17 protein-coding genes and 1 pseudogene are annotated in these 16,598 nt (G+C 60.3%); 3 read left to right on the forward strand and 15 right to left on the reverse strand.

Annotated features, from left to right (window positions below):
- Positions 1 to 216: pseudogene (locus V7Q10_RS12095) on the forward strand (hypothetical protein); the annotation flags it as partial.
- A 45-nt stretch (positions 217 to 261) separates the two neighbouring features.
- Here the strand turns inward: V7Q10_RS12095 and V7Q10_RS12100 are convergent.
- The 3 genes from V7Q10_RS12100 to V7Q10_RS12110 all read right to left on the reverse strand — a co-directional run bounded on the left by V7Q10_RS12100 (position 262) and on the right by V7Q10_RS12110 (position 3,051).
- Positions 262 to 1,287 (reverse strand): hypothetical protein, encoded by a 1,026-nt coding sequence (locus tag V7Q10_RS12100; RefSeq protein WP_333869365.1) that lies wholly within the window; start codon positions 1,285 to 1,287, stop codon positions 262 to 264.
- A 73-nt stretch (positions 1,288 to 1,360) separates the two neighbouring features.
- A complete protein-coding gene (locus V7Q10_RS12105; protein WP_333869366.1) occupies positions 1,361 to 2,353 on the reverse strand; it encodes an NAD(P)H-quinone oxidoreductase in 993 nt (330 codons plus the stop codon).
- An 11-nt stretch (positions 2,354 to 2,364) separates the two neighbouring features.
- The gene (locus V7Q10_RS12110; protein WP_394971880.1) at positions 2,365 to 3,051 is read right to left on the reverse strand and encodes a COQ9 family protein; all 687 of its coding nucleotides are present in this window, start codon (positions 3,049 to 3,051) and stop codon (positions 2,365 to 2,367) included.
- Positions 3,052 to 3,158: 107 nt separating this feature from the next.
- Here V7Q10_RS12110 and rpsU point away from each other — a divergent pair, with 107 nt between their 5' ends.
- Complete coding sequence (rpsU, locus tag V7Q10_RS12115; protein WP_054008279.1) at positions 3,159 to 3,365, forward strand: 30S ribosomal protein S21; 207 nt, start codon at positions 3,159 to 3,161, stop codon at positions 3,363 to 3,365.
- Positions 3,366 to 3,464: 99 nt separating this feature from the next.
- Here the strand turns inward: rpsU and V7Q10_RS12120 are convergent, their stop codons facing one another.
- Genes V7Q10_RS12120 through V7Q10_RS12130 form a run of 3 tightly spaced genes read right to left on the reverse strand, consistent with a single transcriptional unit; the run spans position 3,465 to position 5,107 of the window.
- The gene (locus V7Q10_RS12120; protein WP_333869368.1) at positions 3,465 to 4,112 is read right to left on the reverse strand and encodes an MIP/aquaporin family protein; all 648 of its coding nucleotides are present in this window, start codon (positions 4,110 to 4,112) and stop codon (positions 3,465 to 3,467) included.
- Positions 4,109 to 4,591, reverse strand: a complete 483-nt coding sequence (locus tag V7Q10_RS12125; protein ID WP_333869369.1) for an arsenate reductase ArsC — start codon at positions 4,589 to 4,591, stop codon at positions 4,109 to 4,111. Before V7Q10_RS12125 ends, V7Q10_RS12120 begins: the two co-directional genes overlap by 4 nt.
- A 57-nt stretch (positions 4,592 to 4,648) precedes the next feature.
- The gene (locus tag V7Q10_RS12130) at positions 4,649 to 5,107 is read right to left on the reverse strand and encodes an Lrp/AsnC family transcriptional regulator (protein WP_333869397.1); all 459 of its coding nucleotides are present in this window, start codon (positions 5,105 to 5,107) and stop codon (positions 4,649 to 4,651) included.
- Between the two features lie 146 nt (positions 5,108 to 5,253).
- Between V7Q10_RS12130 and ald the strand changes: the two genes are divergently transcribed.
- On the forward strand, positions 5,254 to 6,372 hold the full coding sequence (gene ald / locus V7Q10_RS12135) for an alanine dehydrogenase (RefSeq protein ID WP_333869370.1): 1,119 nt from the start codon (positions 5,254 to 5,256) through the stop codon (positions 6,370 to 6,372).
- 79 nt (positions 6,373 to 6,451) lie between these two features.
- Here the strand turns inward: ald and mscL are convergent, their stop codons facing one another.
- The 9 genes from mscL to V7Q10_RS12180 all read right to left on the reverse strand — a co-directional run bounded on the left by mscL (position 6,452) and on the right by V7Q10_RS12180 (position 16,567).
- Positions 6,452 to 6,868 carry a large conductance mechanosensitive channel protein MscL gene (gene mscL / locus V7Q10_RS12140; protein ID WP_333869371.1) on the reverse strand — a complete coding sequence of 139 codons (417 nt, stop codon included), beginning with the start codon at positions 6,866 to 6,868 and terminating at the stop codon, positions 6,452 to 6,454.
- A gap of 161 nt (positions 6,869 to 7,029) precedes the next feature.
- Positions 7,030 to 9,372 carry an aldehyde dehydrogenase family protein gene (locus V7Q10_RS12145; RefSeq protein ID WP_333869372.1) on the reverse strand — a complete coding sequence of 781 codons (2,343 nt, stop codon included), beginning with the start codon at positions 9,370 to 9,372 and terminating at the stop codon, positions 7,030 to 7,032.
- Positions 9,373 to 9,560: 188 nt separating this feature from the next.
- Positions 9,561 to 10,547 (reverse strand): deoxyribose-phosphate aldolase, encoded by a 987-nt coding sequence (gene deoC, locus V7Q10_RS12150; RefSeq protein WP_333869398.1) that lies wholly within the window; start codon positions 10,545 to 10,547, stop codon positions 9,561 to 9,563.
- Between the two features lie 330 nt (positions 10,548 to 10,877).
- A complete protein-coding gene (locus V7Q10_RS12155) occupies positions 10,878 to 11,240 on the reverse strand; it encodes a Na+/H+ antiporter subunit G (RefSeq protein ID WP_333869373.1) in 363 nt (120 codons plus the stop codon).
- Entirely contained in the window at positions 11,237 to 11,506 is a 270-nt protein-coding gene (locus V7Q10_RS12160) for a K+/H+ antiporter subunit F (RefSeq protein ID WP_333869374.1), read from the reverse strand. Before V7Q10_RS12160 ends, V7Q10_RS12155 begins: the two co-directional genes overlap by 4 nt.
- Entirely contained in the window at positions 11,506 to 11,994 is a 489-nt protein-coding gene (locus tag V7Q10_RS12165) for a Na+/H+ antiporter subunit E (RefSeq protein WP_333869375.1), read from the reverse strand. Before V7Q10_RS12165 ends, V7Q10_RS12160 begins: the two co-directional genes overlap by 1 nt.
- Positions 11,995 to 11,997: 3 nt before the next feature.
- A complete protein-coding gene (locus V7Q10_RS12170; RefSeq protein ID WP_333869376.1) occupies positions 11,998 to 13,443 on the reverse strand; it encodes a monovalent cation/H+ antiporter subunit D in 1,446 nt (481 codons plus the stop codon).
- Complete coding sequence (locus V7Q10_RS12175; RefSeq protein ID WP_333869377.1) at positions 13,440 to 13,787, reverse strand: Na+/H+ antiporter subunit C; 348 nt, start codon at positions 13,785 to 13,787, stop codon at positions 13,440 to 13,442. The genes V7Q10_RS12170 and V7Q10_RS12175 overlap by 4 nt, the downstream gene beginning before the upstream one ends.
- Complete coding sequence (locus V7Q10_RS12180; protein WP_333869378.1) at positions 13,787 to 16,567, reverse strand: monovalent cation/H+ antiporter subunit A; 2,781 nt, start codon at positions 16,565 to 16,567, stop codon at positions 13,787 to 13,789. The genes V7Q10_RS12175 and V7Q10_RS12180 overlap by 1 nt, the downstream gene beginning before the upstream one ends.
- Between the last annotated feature and the right edge of the window lie 31 nt (positions 16,568 to 16,598).

The following is a 16,598-nucleotide window of genomic DNA, read 5'->3' on the forward strand; positions in this document are numbered from 1 at the left end:
CTAAAGAGCATTCCGCGCTTTAACGAAAGCGAAGGGCACGGGCCAAAGCGGCTGCATCCGGTCGAGGATTACTTTGACGATCTGTCAAAGCATCTGGTCTGGGAAATCTACAAACGCGATTTTCAGCTGTTCAAATATGATTTCGACAATCCGGCCAATAAGATGCCCCTGGCCGAGGTCGATCTGGACGAGGTTCACGCCAAGCTGGGCGATTAGCGACATCGGCGCGCCCCTTGCAAGGCGCGCCGCTGCTGATCGGTTTTATTCGCCCAAGGTCTTTGTGGCGTTTGCCGCCACGATCATTGGCGAGAAGGTAAAGACGTTGCGCGAGGTTGCATCAACATCGACCTTGATCCAATGCACATTGGGGCTGCCAAAGGTCTGCACGCGGGTAAAGTTCGACAGCATATGCGTCGCATCTGGCAGTGGTTTGTCGATCTTGAAGTAATGCGTGTCACCGTGGACAAGCGCGACTTGGCCGTCAAAGGCCTTGGTCTCTGCGATCAGCGCATCCAAGAAGGCCGCGTAGCCGTCTTTATCGGCCATGCGGGCCTCGGAATCGTCCTCGGTTTCGGGGGTGTCAAAGCCAACGTCGCCCTGCACCACGATCATGATGCCTTTGTCGCCATCGGCCTTGGCCTTGGCAAAGCTGGCTTTCATCCAAGCAATGTTGGCGGCATCACGCTCGGTATATTCTGCGTTATCGGCGGCGCATTGCTCGGGGGTGCGGGCTGATTTCTTGGTGCAGGATTTCTCATCGTTGACTTTGTTGTTGTTCGAGCCGGGCACGTTCAGGCCGACAAACATCGCACCGTCTTTTTGGGTGCGGGTGTTTTCAACAAATTTCTCGCCCGCAGCGCCTTGATGTTCCAGATCCATCTTGGCCATGCCAAAGCTGCCAGTGGTCGAGAACATGGTTTTGCGGATGTGGTCCAGACGTTCCAGATTGTCATAGCCGCCGTTGTTGGTGCGGTGGCAATCGGTCCATTCGTTGTCGCCCAAGACATAGATTACCGGGGCTTTCAGGCTGTTAAACATCGCGGTGGCGTCGGTATAAACCGCGTCGGTGCATTCCGACGAGCCATCTTTGATGTCGCCATCATAGATCGAAAACGCGATGTCCGAGGCGTTCATGTCTTCCAAAAGTGCTGGAATAAACGGCGCGTCAGCGGCCTTGGCATAGGGCATATCGCCCCAAAGACCGATCGAATAGCTTTGGGCATTGGCAGAGACGGCGCAGGTCAGGGCTGCGGCGCAGACGGTAAGGCTAAGCAGAGTGCGGGACATGTCAGGCTCCTTTTGCTGGTGCAAAAAAAGCCTTAGTCCGGGTTTGTGACGCAGCGGTGCCAGTTCGGTGACGTTATTCTTCCACTTTCATGACGATCTTGCCGATATGCCCCGAGCTTTCCAGCCGCCAATGCGCGGCAGGGGCGTCGTGCAGGGAAAATTCGCTGTCGATCACCACGCGAAACGCGCCGCGCGCGATCATTGGCCAGATATGGGCCTCGACCTGCGCTGCAATGCGGGCCTTGGCTTGGTCTGATTGCGGCCGCAGCGTCGATCCTGTTAGCGTCAGGCGCCGCATCATGATTTCTGAAAAGTTCAGCTCGATCTTCGGGCCTTGCAAAAACGCGATCTGCACCAGACGGCCATCCTCGGCCAGCGCGCGGATGTTGCGCGGCAGATAGGGGCCGCCGACCATGTCAAGGATCAGATCAAAACCGCCCAGCTTGGCAGCCTCGGCGCCGAAATCTTCGGTTTTGTAGTTAAAGCAACGCTCTGCGCCCAAAGCCTCGACCGCGCGGCATTTCTCGTCCGAACCGGCGGTGGCAAAGACCCGCGCGCCAAGCGCTGCCGCGATCTGCACCGCCGTGGTGCCAATGCCGGACGATCCGCCATGCACCAAGAACCGCTCGCCCGCCCGCAGCCCGCCGCGCATCACCATATTGGACCAGACGGTAAAGCAGGTCTCGGGCAGGCAGGCGGCTTCGCGCAGCGTCATACCCTGTGGGATCGGCAGCGCATGGGCTTCGTTGCAGGCGGCATATTCGGCATAGGCCCCGCCTGCAAACAGCGCGCAGACCTTATCGCCAATCGTCCAGCGCGTCACCCCTGGGCCCATAGCCACCACTGTGCCTGCGCCCTCGAGCCCCGGCAGGGGCGAGGCAGAGGCGGGCGGCGCGTAAAGCCCCGCGCGTTGCAGCGCATCAGGCCGGTTGACCCCCGCATAGGCCAGCCGCACGATGATCTGGCCGTGACGCGGCACCGGCACCGGCACCGATACGGGTTTCAGCACATCCGGCCCGCCCGCTGTCGAGATTTCCATCGCCAACATCGAGGAAGAATGGGGCATCATATCGCCTTTCAAAGGTCATTCTGGCCGGGAAGCCCGGGCTGCGGCTGTGGCGCGCGGATGCGGCCCAGCAGCGCCAGCGGGCCTGCCATCAGCGCTTTGGCCACCGGATTTGCGCGCAGGCTGGCCTTGGTCTTTTCAAACTGCATCACGTTTTCAAGCCTGCGGTCCAGAAAGGCCCAAGTATCTGCCTCGTCCTCTGATTGATCGCCCAGCCAGAACAGCACCGTGGCTGCATAAACCGCCGAAAGCGTGGCGCGTTTGGAATACCAGTTGAAATCGACACTGCTGTCGCCAAGCGCTGTCCAAACCGCATCAGCAGTGCCCCAGATTAGCCGCGCGCCTTCGGCTGCGTGCTGGGGCAGCGCAAACAGCGCCGATCCGCGCCGCACCAGTTCCTTATCCGCCCCCTGCAAGCGCAGTTTGATCGCCAAACCCACGCGGTCGCTATAGCGCAAAGCCGTCAGATCGGTCGCGGCCAAAGCCGTGCGCATGGCGCGGTCGCCTTGCAGATGATAGGCCACCGCCAGATCAATGCCGCCACGCGGAAACAGCGCGCGGCCCAAAGCAGGCGCCACCGCCGAATCATCAAGCGCGGCTTTCAACGTCACCTCGGACCAGCCATCAAAGGCTGCATGGCCAAGACTTGCCTCTAGAATCCGCGATTTTGCGCTTTCCATGCTGTTTTCCTGTTCCATTGCCCCGCCTCTCCTTTGCCATGGTAGACAAGTCTGCGCCACTTTGCTATGGCCGCCAAGCCTGCACATTCAGTGCAACTCAAACTTAGAAAGGTGGTGAAAACCACATGCAGGTCAGCGTCCGCGATAATAACGTTGAGCAAGCCCTTCGGGCCCTCAAGAAAAAGCTCCAGCGCGAAGGCGTGTTCCGCGAAATGAAACTTAAACAGCATTTCGAGAAACCCTCCGTCAAGAAAGCTCGCGAATCCGCCGAAGCCGTGCGCCGTGCGCGCAAGCTCGCCCGGAAGAAGCTTCAGCGCGAAGGCGGGATGTAATTCGGCGAAAGCCAGATTGCGCCCATGTTAGCGACTCTGGGGGAGCGATCCCCACTTCGATCAACCCCCGCCCCTAAAGGTCGGGGGTTTTTCTTTGCCTTAGGTCTTTTTGAACAGCCAACCGCCAAGCGCTGCCGCAAGCACTGCCCCCACGACTTCAGCCGCCCAAAAGCCGCCCAGATCGGCAGGGCGGATGCCTGCAAAGGTATCGGTAAAGGCGCGTGCCAAGGCCACGGCGGGGTTGGCAAAACTGGTGGATGCGGTGAACCAATAGGCCGCAGTGATATAGCAGGCCACGGTGGTGGCGACATTGGCCTTGGCGTTGATCGCGCCCAGAATGGCAAGGATCAGGCCAAAGGTTGCAATGATTTCAGCCAGATATTGCGGCGCGCCGGTGCGGATATGGGTCGAGGTTTGCAAAAGCGCCAGATCAAACATTGCATGCGCGGCCAGCGTGCCGATCACCCCGCCCAAGGCTTGCGCCGCCACATAGGCCAGCGCAAGGTTCGGGGCGATCTCGCCGCGCAGCGCAAAAACCAGCGTCACAGCGGGGTTGAACTGCGCACCCGAAACCGCGCCAAAGGTGGTGATCAGCATGAACAGCGCCGCCCCCGTGGCGATGGTATTGGCCAGTAGCGCAAGTGCTGTATCGGTGGTCAGGCTTTGCGCCATGATGCCCGATCCCACAACGGCGGTCACCAACAGGGCTGTGCCAAGCGCCTCGGCTGTCAGGGCACGCGCGGTCATGGCATTTTGCCGATCTGGGTTAGGGCTGCTTTCATCTCGGCAGGGGGTAGGCCCTCGGGCAGTGCCAAAAACGCCTCGACGCGCGCGGTCAGGGCGGCATAGGTCTGCGCAAAGGCGGCAGCGATCTCTGCGTTTGATCCTGTGACGCTGGCCGGATCAGGCAGGCCCCAATGCGCGGAAACCGGCGCACCGGGCCAATAGGGGCAGGATTCGGCGGCGGCAGAATCGCAAACGGTGATGACGATATCAAGCTTGGGCGCATCTGGGCTGGCAAATTCATCCCAAGATTTCGAACGCGCAAGGCTGGTGTCATAGCCCTTGGCATCGAGCAGCGCGATGGCAAAGGGATTGGGGCGGCCGGTGGGCTTGGACCCCGCCGAAAACGCCTGAAACCGCAGCGCGCCAAGGCGGTTCAAGATCGCCTCGCCCAAAATCGAGCGGGCCGAATTGCCGGTGCAGAGCACGAGGATATTTTGCATAAAAACTCCGAGGATTTTGGCCTGCGATACGGGGCTTTTGTAACGATTATGTGACGATCAGACCGATAGGGCCGTGGTTTTCACCACAGTGCGCAGCGCAAATGACGATTGCATTTGCCGCACGCCGGGCAGGCGCGACAGGTGCTGGCGGTGGATGCGGGCGAAATCTTCGGTGTCTTCGGCCATGATCTTGATCAGATAATCGGCGGTGCCTGCCATCAGATGGCATTCCAAAACATCTGGCACCCGGGCAATGGCGCGTTCAAAGGCATCGAGCAGATCTTCGGCCTGCGATTGCAGGGTGATTTCAACAAAAACCGTCGTCGGTTTGCCCATGCGGCGCGCGTCCAAAAGTGCGACATAACCGGCGATAAACCCCGCCTCTTCCAGCAGTTGCACGCGGCGGTGGCAGGCCGAGGGCGACAGATTCACCCGCTCCGACAGATCAGCATTTGTGATCCGCCCGTCCTTTTGCAGCACGCCCAAGATCCGGCGGTCGGTGGCGTCTAATGTCACGGTCATCGCAGCTTCTTTCGTCAAAGGTGGTATTTGTCGCTGAATCTATCACGCGGCCCGCTTTTGACCAGACAAATTCCAAAGCATCGGCGGCGCGATTGCACCAAGCTTTGGTCAGGGACGAGAAATTCAAAAGGGAGAGAGCTATGAAAATCGGATGTCCAAAAGAGATCAAGCCGCAGGAATTTCGGGTTGGCATGACGCCGAATGCGGTGCGCGAAGCGGTCAACGCCGGCCATGCCGTGATGATCGAAACCATGGCTGGGGTTGGTGCAGGCTTTACCGATGCCGATTATAGTGCTGCAGGGGCCAAGATCATCGCCACGGCGGCCGAGATTTTTGCCGCCGCCGATATGATCGTCAAGGTCAAAGAGCCGCAAGCGGGCGAGCGCAAGATGCTGCGCGAGGGTCAGATTCTGTTCACCTATCTGCACCTTGCGCCAGACCCTGCGCAGACCAAAGACCTGCTGGCCAGCGGGGCGACCTGCATCGCCTATGAAACCGTGACCGATGATCGCGGCGGGTTGCCGCTGCTTGCGCCGATGTCCGAGGTTGCAGGCCGACTTGCACCGCAGGTCGGGGCTTGGACGCTGCAAAAGGCCAATGGCGGACGCGGCGTGTTGATGGGCGGCGTGCCGGGGGTTTTGCCGGCCAAGGTTTTGGTGATTGGCGGCGGTGTCGTCGGCACCCATGCCGCGAAAATCAGCGCCGGCATGGGTGCGGATGTGACGGTGCTGGACCGCTCGATCAACCGGCTGCGCTATCTGGATGATGTCTTTGGTGGTCAGTTCAAATGCAGCTATGCCGATGCGGCCACCACAATCGAGCTTGCGCGCGCGGCTGATCTGATCATCGGCGCGGTGCTGATCCCCGGGGCTGCGGCGCCCAAGCTGATTTCGCGGGCGCAACTCTCGGAGCTGAAACCGGGTGCGGCTTTGGTGGATGTGGCGATCGACCAAGGCGGGTGTTTCGAGACCAGCCGGGCCACCACGCATCAGGATCCGATCTATGAGGTCGATGGCATCATGCATTATTGCGTCGCCAATATGCCGGGGGCGGTGGCGCGCACCTCGACGCTGGCGCTGGGCAATGCGACGATGCCCTTTATGCTGGCGCTGGCCAATAAGGGCTGGAAGCAGGCCTGTGCGGACGACAAACATCTGTTGGCGGGGCTGAACGTGCATGCGGGCCAGCTGACCTATAAGGCGGTCGGCGAGGCTTTGGGCATGGCAAGCATCACCGGCGCGCAGGCCTTGGCGATGTAGAAACAGGCGGGCGTGCGGGCAGGGGATCGACCCCCGCCCGCACGCGCTGCCGCGGGTATCTGGCCGCGGCAGCTAAAGCTTACTTCTTAAGGGCAACAAGGATGTCTTTCAGCAGATCAACCTCGGTTGGGCCTGCGGGTGCAGCCGGTGCTGCTGGTGCCTTTGGCATGATTTTATTGACCGTGCGGATCAACATGAACACGACGAAAGCGATGATCAAAAAGTTGATTACGGCAGTGACGAAAGCGCCATAGGCGAAGACGGCAGCGCCGGCATCGCGTGCAGCGGCCAAGCTTGCGCCATCCGGCACGCTGCCTTTCAGCACCACATACATATTGGTGAAATCCACGCCACCAAGGATAAGCCCGATGATCGGGTTGATCAGATCTGACACAAGGCTGCCAACGATCGCGGTAAAAGCCGCGCCGATGATGATACCCACAGCCAGATCCATAACATTGCCCTTGGCAATGAAGGCTTTAAATTCGTTTAGCATCCAAATGGTCCCCACATTTTTTGGCCCAACTGGCCACTCATGACAAAAACGCTGCCCCTTAGGGGACTGCATGGCTGTGATGACAGATTTTTAACATATGTTAAGGGGGAATTTTATCCTAAAGGCTATATTTCCAGCGCGATTGCGTATCGGTTTTGGATCTATTCGCCATAGGGCACCCAGATTGTTTTCACCTCAGTGGCTGCGCGCAAGAATTCGCGGCCTTCGGCACTCGGCGCGGCCCAATCGCGGGCTTGGCCGTGATTGACCCAAGTGCGTTTCAGGTTGGTGGCGGAATTGCGCTCCACTACTTCTGAAAGTGCGGCGGCAGAAAAACACCACACCGCGTCGATATCGCCATGCCCTGCGATGGGCTTGGCAAGGTCGGCATGCGCGCCGGTGACGATATTAACCACGCCTGCGGGCAGATCAGAGGTCTCAAGCACCTGATAAAAGTCGGTTGCAGACAGTGGCGCCACCTCGGATGGCACCAAAACGCAGGTGTTGCCCATCGCAATCGCCGGCGCCATTAGCGAGATCAGACCCAAAAGCGGGGCTTCATTCGGGCACAGCGCTGCGATCACGCCGCAGGGTTCGTTCATTGCAAGTGCGACACCGCGCATTGGCACCGGTTTGACCGCGCCTTCAAACTTATCGGCCCAAGCGGCATAGGTGAACAGCCGGTTGATAGCGGCCTCGACCTCGGCCTCGCCTGAAGTGCCGGTCATATCGCGCAGACGGCCAGCAAATTCGGCACGGCGCGCTGAAAGGTTCTCGGCGATGTAGTAAAGGATTTGCGCGCGGCCATGCGCCGTGCTTTTCGCCCAGCCTTTGGCGGCTTGCGCGGCTTCGACCGCGTTGCGAATGTCTTTGCGGCCACCAAGCCCGATGTGGCCCAGCAATTTGCCCTTGGGCGACCAGATCGCTTGGGAATAACCACCATCAGGGCGGGCCTGTTTGCCGGCGATGAACAGCTTGGCGGTGCGGTCGATGCCGCTGACCTCGGGCTTTGCGGGGGCCGGTTGTGCTTTGATCTGCGGCAAGGCCTTGGTCTTGCCCGCAGGTTTCAGATAGGCCAGCAGCCCCTCCCACCCGCCTTCACGACCAAAACCGCTTTCGCGCACCCCGCCAAAGCCTGCGGCGGCATCAAACAAATTGCTGGCATTGACCCAGACCACGCCCACCTTCAGCTTGGGCGCAATATCCAAGGCAAGGTTGACGTTTTCGCTCCAGACACTGGCAGCAAGGCCATAGCGGCTGTTGTTGGCAAGCTCGACCGCCTCGGACGGGGTGCGAAAGGTCATCGAGACCAAGACCGGCCCAAAGATTTCTTCCTGCATCAGGGTGGATGAGGCTTGCAGGCCAGTGATCAGCGTAGGCGGGTAAAAACAGCCCGCGGGCAGGGCACAAGCGGCATGATAGGTCTCGCCTTCGGTATTGGCGTCCACCATCGCGCGAATGCGGGCCAATTGGCTGGGGTCAATGATCGCCCCGATGTCAATCGCCTTGTCCAAAGGATCGCCGATGCGCAAACCATCCATGCGCCGACGCAGCTTGTCATGGAACCGCTCGGCAATGCCCTCTTGCACCAAAAGCCGCGAGCCTGCGCAACAGACCTGCCCCTGATTGAACCAGATCGCATCGACGAGCCCTTCGACCGCACTGTCCAGATCGGCGTCTTCAAAGACAATATAGGGCGATTTCCCGCCAAGCTCCAAAGTCAGCGCCTTACCCGTGCCTGCCGTCGCCTCGCGGATTTGGCGGCCCACGGCGGTTGATCCGGTAAAGGCGATCTTATTGACATCAGGATGGGCAACAAGGGCAGCGCCGGTGTCACCATCGCCAGTGACAATGTTCAAAACCCCTTTGGGCAGACCGGCCTCACGCGACAGCTCGGCAAAAAGCAAGGCGGTCAAGGGGGTGTATTCAGCAGGCTTTAACACCACGCAATTGCCCGCAGCCAAAGCAGGCGCGACCTTCCAAGCAAGCATCAGCAAAGGAAAGTTCCATGGGATCACCGCGCCGCAAACCCCAAGCGGGGCTTGGCCGGGCAACTCGCTGTCAATCAACTGTGCAAGGCCTGCATGATAGTAGAAATGCCGTGCCACCAAAGGAATGTCGATGTCGCGCGCCTCGCGGATCGGCTTGCCGGTATCCATCACCTCCAGCACTGCAAAAAGCCGCGCATGCTTTTGAACCAGCCGCGCCAAAGCATAAAGCACCCGCGCGCGCTCGGCCCCCGAACGCTTGGCCCATTTCCCCTGCGCGCGCCGCGCCGCCTGTACGGCTACGTCAATATCTGCCAAAGTTCCTTGGCTGACCTGTGCCAAAACCTGCCCAGTCGCAGGATTGGTCGTAGCAAAACCCGCCGCGGCTGAGGTAAAGCCGCCATCAATCCAATGCCCAAAAGATCCATTCTTGCGCAGCCATGCCAAGGCCTCTGCGTTGTTTTCGGGGGCCGGACCATAGGCCATGCTGTCAAAGATGTCGCGCACGGTTGTCATGAGAGTGTCCTTTGGCAGATCGAGTGATGCAAGCGGGAAGTGTAAACGCCTGTGGCAGACATGCGCCTCCGGCGGGGATATTTGGACCAAGATGAAATCTGCTGTGGGCTTTCATCTTGGCATAAATATCCCGGGGTGAGCGGCAGCGCCGCGAGGGGCAGAGCCCCTTTGGTGTGCAGGCCGATCATTTAAGCCAAGGCATGGCGATTGGCGGCCGAATAGTGACCGCTAAGATAATGGTCCAACTGGCGTTCGATGTCGCCAAGAAGGGAAGAGGCGCCAAAGCGGAACAGCTCGGGTTGCAGCCAGGCATGCCCGAGTTCGTCTTTCATCAGGGCAAGATAGGGCAGGGCATCTTTGGCTTTTGATATGCCACCTGCGGGTTTATATCCGACTTTGACGCCACTGCGGTCTTGGTAGTCGCGGATGCAGCGGATCATGGTCAGGCTGACAGGCAGGGTGGCGTTGACGCTTTCTTTGCCGGTCGAGGTTTTGATGAAATCAGCGCCGGCCATCATGCAGACAAGGCTGGCGCGTGCGACGTTACGCAGGGTTTGCAGCTCGCCCGTGGCGAGGATGGCTTTGACATGGGCCTCGCCGCAGGCGGCGCGCATCTCGGACATCTCCTCGTAGAGTGCATGCCAATTTCCGGTCAGCACATGCCGGCGCGAGATCACGATGTCGATTTCGCGCGCGCCTGCCCGCACAGATTCGCCGATTTCAGCGATGCGCAGACGGTAGGGAGACAGGCCCGCAGGGAAGCCGGTTGAGACGGCAGCCACTGGGATATTGCTGCCTTCCAATGCGCGGACGGCGGTTTCGACCATTTCGTGATAGACACAGACCGCGCCTGTGGTCAGGCCTTGCAGCCCAAGTTTTTCCAGCATCGCCGGCGCCACGGGTTGGCGGGCTTTGGCGCAAAGCCGTTTGACGCGCTCTGGCGTATCATCGCCTGACAGGGTGGTAAGGTCGATCAGGCTGATTGCTTTGAGCAGCCAAGCCGCTTGGAAGTCATTTTTGACCGAGCGTCGGCTGGTGATCGTTGCCGCGCGGCGTTCAATGGCCGAGGTATTGGCCTGGACATTCGCCACCCAATCCAGATCAAGCGGCATCCCCGGATTGCGCGGATGGGTGACTTGCGGCAGGTGCAGTTTGGCTTCGGTCAGGCTGTGCATCGGGGCCTCTGCTTTCGGGTTGGGCACAGGTTGCCTTTCTGTGGGCTGGCTTGCAAGGGGGCTGTGGCCTGCGACGGCGGTCTTTTGACCGATTGGTCAGCTTGCGTGGCGGGCTTGCATCGGACCGAAATCAGACCGCAATAAGACCAATGCGGCTTTCATTCCCGCTGCATCCGACTGCGCGATGGCTGAACCTGAAATCGCTGTCCATGTGGCATGGCAAAAATCAGACCGAGCCAGCCCTCTTGATGACTTGAACCAAAAGGCCGCTTTGTCCCGATGATTTGCAACGCAGCCGTAAGCAGAGGCAGAGTTGGGATCTGAGTCTGATCAGCCCTTTGGCACGCGCCGCAATTCGGCCCAGGGAGCCTTGGTCGCGGTGGGGGGAATTTTGCTGCGGTCGACCGTTGTGGCGATATGCGATTTCGCCAGATATAGCGCCGAAAGTGGTGCCGTTATAAACAAGAACACCGAGACCATCACTTCGTGCCAGGTGACTTGGCCTGCGATCAGCCAAGTGTTCAGCGCCGAGGCAATAAGCGCCGCACCTACGCCGATTGTGGTGGCCTTTGTCGGGGCATGCAGCCTTTGCATCGCATCGCGCAGCTTCAGTAAGCCAAAGCTGCCGATCAGGCCAAAGACCCCGCTAATGACCAAAAGCGTCGAGATCAGGATTTCGGTGACCATGCTCATTCGATAATGCTCCGCCGCAACAGGTATTTGCAAAAGGCTACGGTCGACACGAAGCCTGTCATCGAAAACAGCATGGCCGCCTCAAAGTTCAAGGCGTGGCCCCGCATCAGAGAATACAGCACGATCAGGGCGATTACATTCACCACCATCGTATCCACCGCCAGAATACGGTCGGGGATGGTGGGCGCGGTGGCCAGACGCCAAAGCGTCAGCAGCAGGGCCAGCGCAAAGCAGCTGATTGCAAAGCTCAGGGCATAGTCAAGCATCAGGTGAAGATCCTTTTCAGGCGGGCCTCGTAGCGGGACTTGATCTCGGCGCAGACGGCATCGGGGTCTGGGGCGTGCAGCGAATGGATCAACAGTGATTTGCCGTCGGCGGCGAAATCTGCGGTCAGTGTGCCGGGGGTCATGGTAATGGTGCCGGCCAGGAGGGCTTGGGCCTCGGGGCTGGGCAGGTCAATCGGCACGCAGATCCACGCCGATTGGATCTGATCCACCGGTTTGAAGAGAATGATCGCCGCAACTTGGATGCTTGAGACCACAACATCGCCCAGCACCAGACCGATATAGGCCACAAGTCGCAGCGGGTGTTTCATCGCCGCATGTTCAGGCCAATAGGGAGCTGTCAGCAGCGGGATCACCACGCCCAGAAACCCACCCATCAGCACGGCGCCTGGGCCAATGCTATTCATCAGCAGCACCCAGGTCAGCAGAAGTGTGGCCGAAAGGTAGGGATGTGGGAAAAGCTTCTGCATGGGTCAGCCTCCTGCGCCAAGGGAAAGTGCCGCGATATAAGCGGCAGGTGCGTGCAGGTTTTGCGCTGTGGCCTCTAGCCATGTCAGGATCGGCCCTGCGCCCAGCGTCAGTGCCAAAAGCGCGCTGAGGCACAGCACCGTGGCCAAGGGTGCAAAGGGCGCGATGCTGTCCGAGGGGCGCGGCGCTTCGGCCTTCCAGAACAGGCCGGATCCGATACGGGCAAGACCCAGCATGGTCAAAAGCGACGACAGCAAGATCAGCGTCCAGATCAGCGGCGCTGAGGCGCGCAGCGCGTCCATGATCAAAAGCTTACCGACAAAGCCCGACAGCGGCGGCATGCCCGCCATGGCGACCGCCGCCGCCATAAACAGCGCCGCCGTCAGCCCATCGCGGCGATTGGGCACCAGATCAGACAGCAAGAACAGCGCCGCCATCGCCAGTGTCGAATGGATCAGATAATAAAGCGCCGCCGCCGTCGCCTGCGGGGTAAAGGCCGAAACCGCAATCAGCAGCAGCCCCATCGACCCCAGCGCCGAAAAGGCAACCAGACGCGGCAGCTCGCGGCTGCCCAAAACCCCGATGGCGCCGATCACCATGGTGATGATCGCCGCCGGTTGCAGCAGATCTTGGATCAGCGTGCCGGTGGCGGCCAGATCGGTTGGAAACACCAGCGTGCCAAAGCGGATCAGCGCATAGGCCCCGACCTTGGTCATCACCGCAAACAGTGCGGCCACAGGGGCAGGGGCATTGGCATAGGTGGCAGGCAGCCAGAATTGCAGCGGCACCATCGCGGCCTTGATCGCAAAGACCATCATCACCAGCACCGCCGCCACCCGCAGCAAAGCGCTGTCGCCCGCTGGCAGTTCGGGCAGCTTGACCGCCAGATCGGCCATATTGAGCGTGCCCGTCACCGCATAGATCGTCGCCAGCGCAATCAGAAACAGCGAGGAGCCCAGCAGGTTAAACGCCACATATTGCACGCCCGCGCGCAGCCGATCCCGCCCGCCGCCATGCACCATCAGCCCATAAGAGGCAATCAGCAGCACCTCGAAAAACACGAATAGGTTAAAGGCATCAGCGGTCAGAAACGCGCCATTCAGCCCCATCAGTTGGAACAAGAACAGCGTGTGAAAATGCTTGCCGCTGCGGTCCCATCCGGTGCTGGCCACATGGATCAGCACCAAAAGCCCCAGCGCCGCCGTCAGCATCAGCATCAGCGACGACAGCCGATCCGACATCAGGGCAATGCCAAAGGGGGCGGGCCAATTGCCCAGAAAATACGCGCGTGGCGTATCGGCTTGGGCCGCCAGCATCACCGCTATGACACAAAGCGCCAGCGCGCCTGCGCCCGAAATGATGCGTTGCAGGCCAATACTTGGGCGCAAGATCACCAAAAGCCCGGCCAGAACCGCAGGCAGGATGATCGGGGCAATGATCAGATTGCTCATGCTTGGCCCTCGTCTGTCGGTGCTTGGGTCAGGGCGACATCATCCGCGCCCGAGGTCAGGTAAGCGCCAATCGCCATGATCACCAGCACCGCCGTCATGCCAAAGGAAATCACGATTGCGGTCAGTACCAAGGCTTGCGGCAGCGGATCGGTATAGCCAAGCGCGGTTTTGCTGATGATCGGCGGCAGATCAGGCGCAAGCCGGCCTGCGGCAAAGATGAACAGATTGACCGCATAAGACAGCAGCGACAGCCCCAAAATCACCGAAAAACTGCGCTGGCGCAGCATCAGATAGACCCCAGAACTGGTCAGCGTGCCAATGGCGATTGCGACAAGAAGTTCCATCAGTTTGCTCCTTTGGCAAGTCGCGCAATGGCGTCCAGCGCCAGCATCACCGCCCCCAGCACACAGAGGAAAACCCCCAGATCGAACAGCGCAGCGGTGGCCAGTTCAACCTCGCCCACCAGCGGAATATGGAAATAACCGTAGTTCGAGGTCAGGAACGGCCGCCCCGCAACCCAAGAGCCGATCCCCGTCGCACTGGCGATCAGCACGCCTGCACCGATCACGGTTTGATAGGGATAGCGCCGCCGCGCCGAGGTCCATTCGATGCCAGAGGCCATATATTGCATCACCAGACCGATGGCAAAGACCAGACCCGCGACAAAGCCGCCGCCGGGTTGGTTATGGCCGCGCAGGAACAGATAGGTGCCGACCATCATCGCAATTGGCAGGATGAACCGCGTCGCCACCCGCAGCATCACCGGATGCGCGTCGCCTGCATCTGGGTCGGTGGCGGGGGGAATGATACGCCATTTGGTCACCAAAAGCCCCTCGACCAAGGCAAAGATCAAAATCGCTGCAATCCCCAGCACGATGATCTCGCCGTAAGTGTCAAAGCCGCGGAAATCGACGATAATGGTGTTGACCGCATTGGTGCCGCCCGCGCCCGGTTTCGATTGCGCCAGATGAAAGGCCGAGATCGGGGCAAAGGCGGCCTCGCGCGTCAGCAGTGCAAAGGCAAGCAGAGTGGTGCCAAGACCTGCCGCCACGGCCACCGCACCGTCGCGCAGTTTGCGCAGCGCAGTGGTCTCGCGCGGGGTGGTGGCGGGCAGAAAGTTCAGCGCCAGCAGCATCAGCACCACGGTGACCACCTCGACCGTGATCTGGGTCAGCGCAAGGTCTGGGGCTGCCAGATAGGCAAAGCCCGCCGACAAGATCAGCCCGATGATCCCGACCAGCAGCAGCGACAAAAGCCGGCGGTGGTGCATCACCGTGGCGGCCAGACTCGCCAAAGCCAGCACCAGCCAAGCCGCCCCGACATCCAGCGGCACCGGCGTCAGTGCGCGGCTGCCAGCAACATGGCTGCCGCTGCCAAAGGCATAGGCCGCCAGCACCAGCATGGTGACAATCGCCAGCGCAAAGCTGCGCGCCAGATCGCCGTCATGCATCCGCTCGGTCAGCGCGCGGGCGGCGCGGGTCAGCCCGTTCAGGCTTGTGTCAAACAGCGCTTTGGCCTCGGGGCGCGGCGTGGCCTCCCAGAGGGCGCGCAAACGGTCATAGCTGCCCAGCAGAATGAAACCGCCGCCAAAGGCAAACAAAGACATGTAAAGTGCGGGGCTTTCCAGCCCGTGCCACAGCTTGATATAGGCCTTTGGCGTGGCGCCAGTCACGGCGGCGCTGGCGCTATCCACCAGCCAGGCCGCCAGCGTCATCGGCATCAGGCCAATCGCGACCACCAGCACCGCCAGCAGCGCCGGCGAGGCCAAAAGCCCCCAGCTTGGGTCATGCGGGCTATAGCTGTCGTCATTGCGCGATGTGCCCAAAAAGCCCTGCACCAAGAACCGCAGCGCATAGCCAACCGAGAGCATCGCAGCCAAGGTTGCCATCGCAGGCACGATCCAGCTGTTGCCCAGCCAAGCCGTATGTGCGGCCTCTTCCAGCATCATCTCCTTCGAGAGAAACCCGTTCAGCAGCGGCACCCCCGCCATCGACAGGGTTGCAATCGTGGCCAGCACAAAGGTCACCGGCATCACACGACGCAAGCCGCCCAGCAGACGAATGTCGCGGGTATGGGCCTCGTGATCGACAATGCCTGCCACCATGAACAGCGCCGCCTTAAAGGTGGCGTGACACAGAATATGAAACACCGCGGCAAGGGCTGCGGCCTCGGTGCCAAGGCCGAACAAAAAGGTGATCAGCCCCAAATGGCTGACGGTGGAATAGGCCAAAATCGCCTTCAGATCATCCTTGAACAGCGCCACCTTGGCGGCAAAGGCCATGGTCAATAGCCCCGTAGAGGCGACAATCAGGAACCACGCCTCGGTGCCCGACAACACTGGCCACAGCCGCGCCATCAGGAACAGCCCCGCCTTCACCATCGTCGCCGAATGCAGATAGGCCGAAACTGGCGTTGGGGCGGCCATGGCGTGCGGCAACCAGAAATGAAAGGGAAACTGCGCCGATTTGGCGAAAGCGCCGGTCAAGATCAGCAAAAGTGCTGGCAGATAAAGCGGGCTGGCTTGGATCACCTCGCGCTGCGACAGGATGTCTGACAGCGTGTAGCTGCCAGCAATCTGGCCCAACAGCAGCATGCCCGCGATCATCGCAAGCCCGCCGCCGCCGGTGATCGCAAGCGCCATCCGCGCGCCTTGGCGGCCTGCGGCAAGGTGGTTCCAATAGCCGATCAAAAGGAAGGACGACAGCGATGTCATCTCCCAAAAAACCAGCAAAAGCAGGATGTTGTCTGAAATCACAATGCCCAGCATCGCACCTTGGAACAGCATCAAAAACGTGATGAAGCGGCCATAGGGGTCAGAGCTGTCCAGATAAAACCGCGCATAAAGCTGGATCAAAAGACCAATGCCAAGGATCAGGATCGCGAACAAAACCCCCAAACCATCCAGCCGAAATTCGGCATTCAGGCCCAGCTGTGGCAACCAGTCAAAGCGGGTGGTGACCACTGTGCCCGCCAAAACCTGCGGCAGATAGGCCAAGATCGCGGCCAAAGCCGTGGCGGTGCAGGCACTTGCGGCCAGCGTGGCGGCGGTGCGGCCAAACCGGCTGGCAAGGGCCGCAACCAGCGCGCCTATGAATGGCAAGGCTGCAATCAGCGCTAAAGACATAAAAGAGCCCCTCGTCGTGGCATGGCGGGAT

The sequence above is a fragment of the Cypionkella sp. genome, from assembly GCF_036782355.1.
In the GTDB taxonomy this organism is placed as follows: domain Bacteria; phylum Pseudomonadota; class Alphaproteobacteria; order Rhodobacterales; family Rhodobacteraceae; genus Cypionkella.

What these genes read in the sequence shown, in the direction of transcription:
- V7Q10_RS12180 (WP_333869378.1), bottom strand. Translation starts at nt 16,567, where the DNA reads ATGTCTTTAGCGCTGATTGCAGCCTTGCCATTCATAGGCGCGCTGGTT.
- deoC (WP_333869398.1), bottom strand. Translation starts at nt 10,547, where the DNA reads ATGCACAGCCTGACCGAAGCCAAACTGCACCTGCCGCAAGTCACCCAT.
- V7Q10_RS12105 (WP_333869366.1), bottom strand. Translation starts at nt 2,353, where the DNA reads ATGCCCCATTCTTCCTCGATGTTGGCGATGGAAATCTCGACAGCGGGC.
- V7Q10_RS12100 (WP_333869365.1), bottom strand. Translation starts at nt 1,287, where the DNA reads ATGTCCCGCACTCTGCTTAGCCTTACCGTCTGCGCCGCAGCCCTGACC.
- ald (WP_333869370.1), top strand. Translation starts at nt 5,254, where the DNA reads ATGAAAATCGGATGTCCAAAAGAGATCAAGCCGCAGGAATTTCGGGTT.
- V7Q10_RS12155 (WP_333869373.1), bottom strand. Translation starts at nt 11,240, where the DNA reads ATGAGCATGGTCACCGAAATCCTGATCTCGACGCTTTTGGTCATTAGC.
- V7Q10_RS12110 (WP_394971880.1), bottom strand. Translation starts at nt 3,051, where the DNA reads ATGGAACAGGAAAACAGCATGGAAAGCGCAAAATCGCGGATTCTAGAG.
- V7Q10_RS12165 (WP_333869375.1), bottom strand. Translation starts at nt 11,994, where the DNA reads ATGCAGAAGCTTTTCCCACATCCCTACCTTTCGGCCACACTTCTGCTG.
- V7Q10_RS12120 (WP_333869368.1), bottom strand. Translation starts at nt 4,112, where the DNA reads ATGACCGCGCGTGCCCTGACAGCCGAGGCGCTTGGCACAGCCCTGTTG.
- V7Q10_RS12145 (WP_333869372.1), bottom strand. Translation starts at nt 9,372, where the DNA reads ATGACAACCGTGCGCGACATCTTTGACAGCATGGCCTATGGTCCGGCC.
- V7Q10_RS12175 (WP_333869377.1), bottom strand. Translation starts at nt 13,787, where the DNA reads ATGGAACTTCTTGTCGCAATCGCCATTGGCACGCTGACCAGTTCTGGG.
- mscL (WP_333869371.1), bottom strand. Translation starts at nt 6,868, where the DNA reads ATGCTAAACGAATTTAAAGCCTTCATTGCCAAGGGCAATGTTATGGAT.
- rpsU (WP_054008279.1), top strand. Translation starts at nt 3,159, where the DNA reads ATGCAGGTCAGCGTCCGCGATAATAACGTTGAGCAAGCCCTTCGGGCC.
- V7Q10_RS12170 (WP_333869376.1), bottom strand. Translation starts at nt 13,443, where the DNA reads ATGAGCAATCTGATCATTGCCCCGATCATCCTGCCTGCGGTTCTGGCC.
- V7Q10_RS12160 (WP_333869374.1), bottom strand. Translation starts at nt 11,506, where the DNA reads ATGCTTGACTATGCCCTGAGCTTTGCAATCAGCTGCTTTGCGCTGGCC.
- V7Q10_RS12125 (WP_333869369.1), bottom strand. Translation starts at nt 4,591, where the DNA reads ATGCAAAATATCCTCGTGCTCTGCACCGGCAATTCGGCCCGCTCGATT.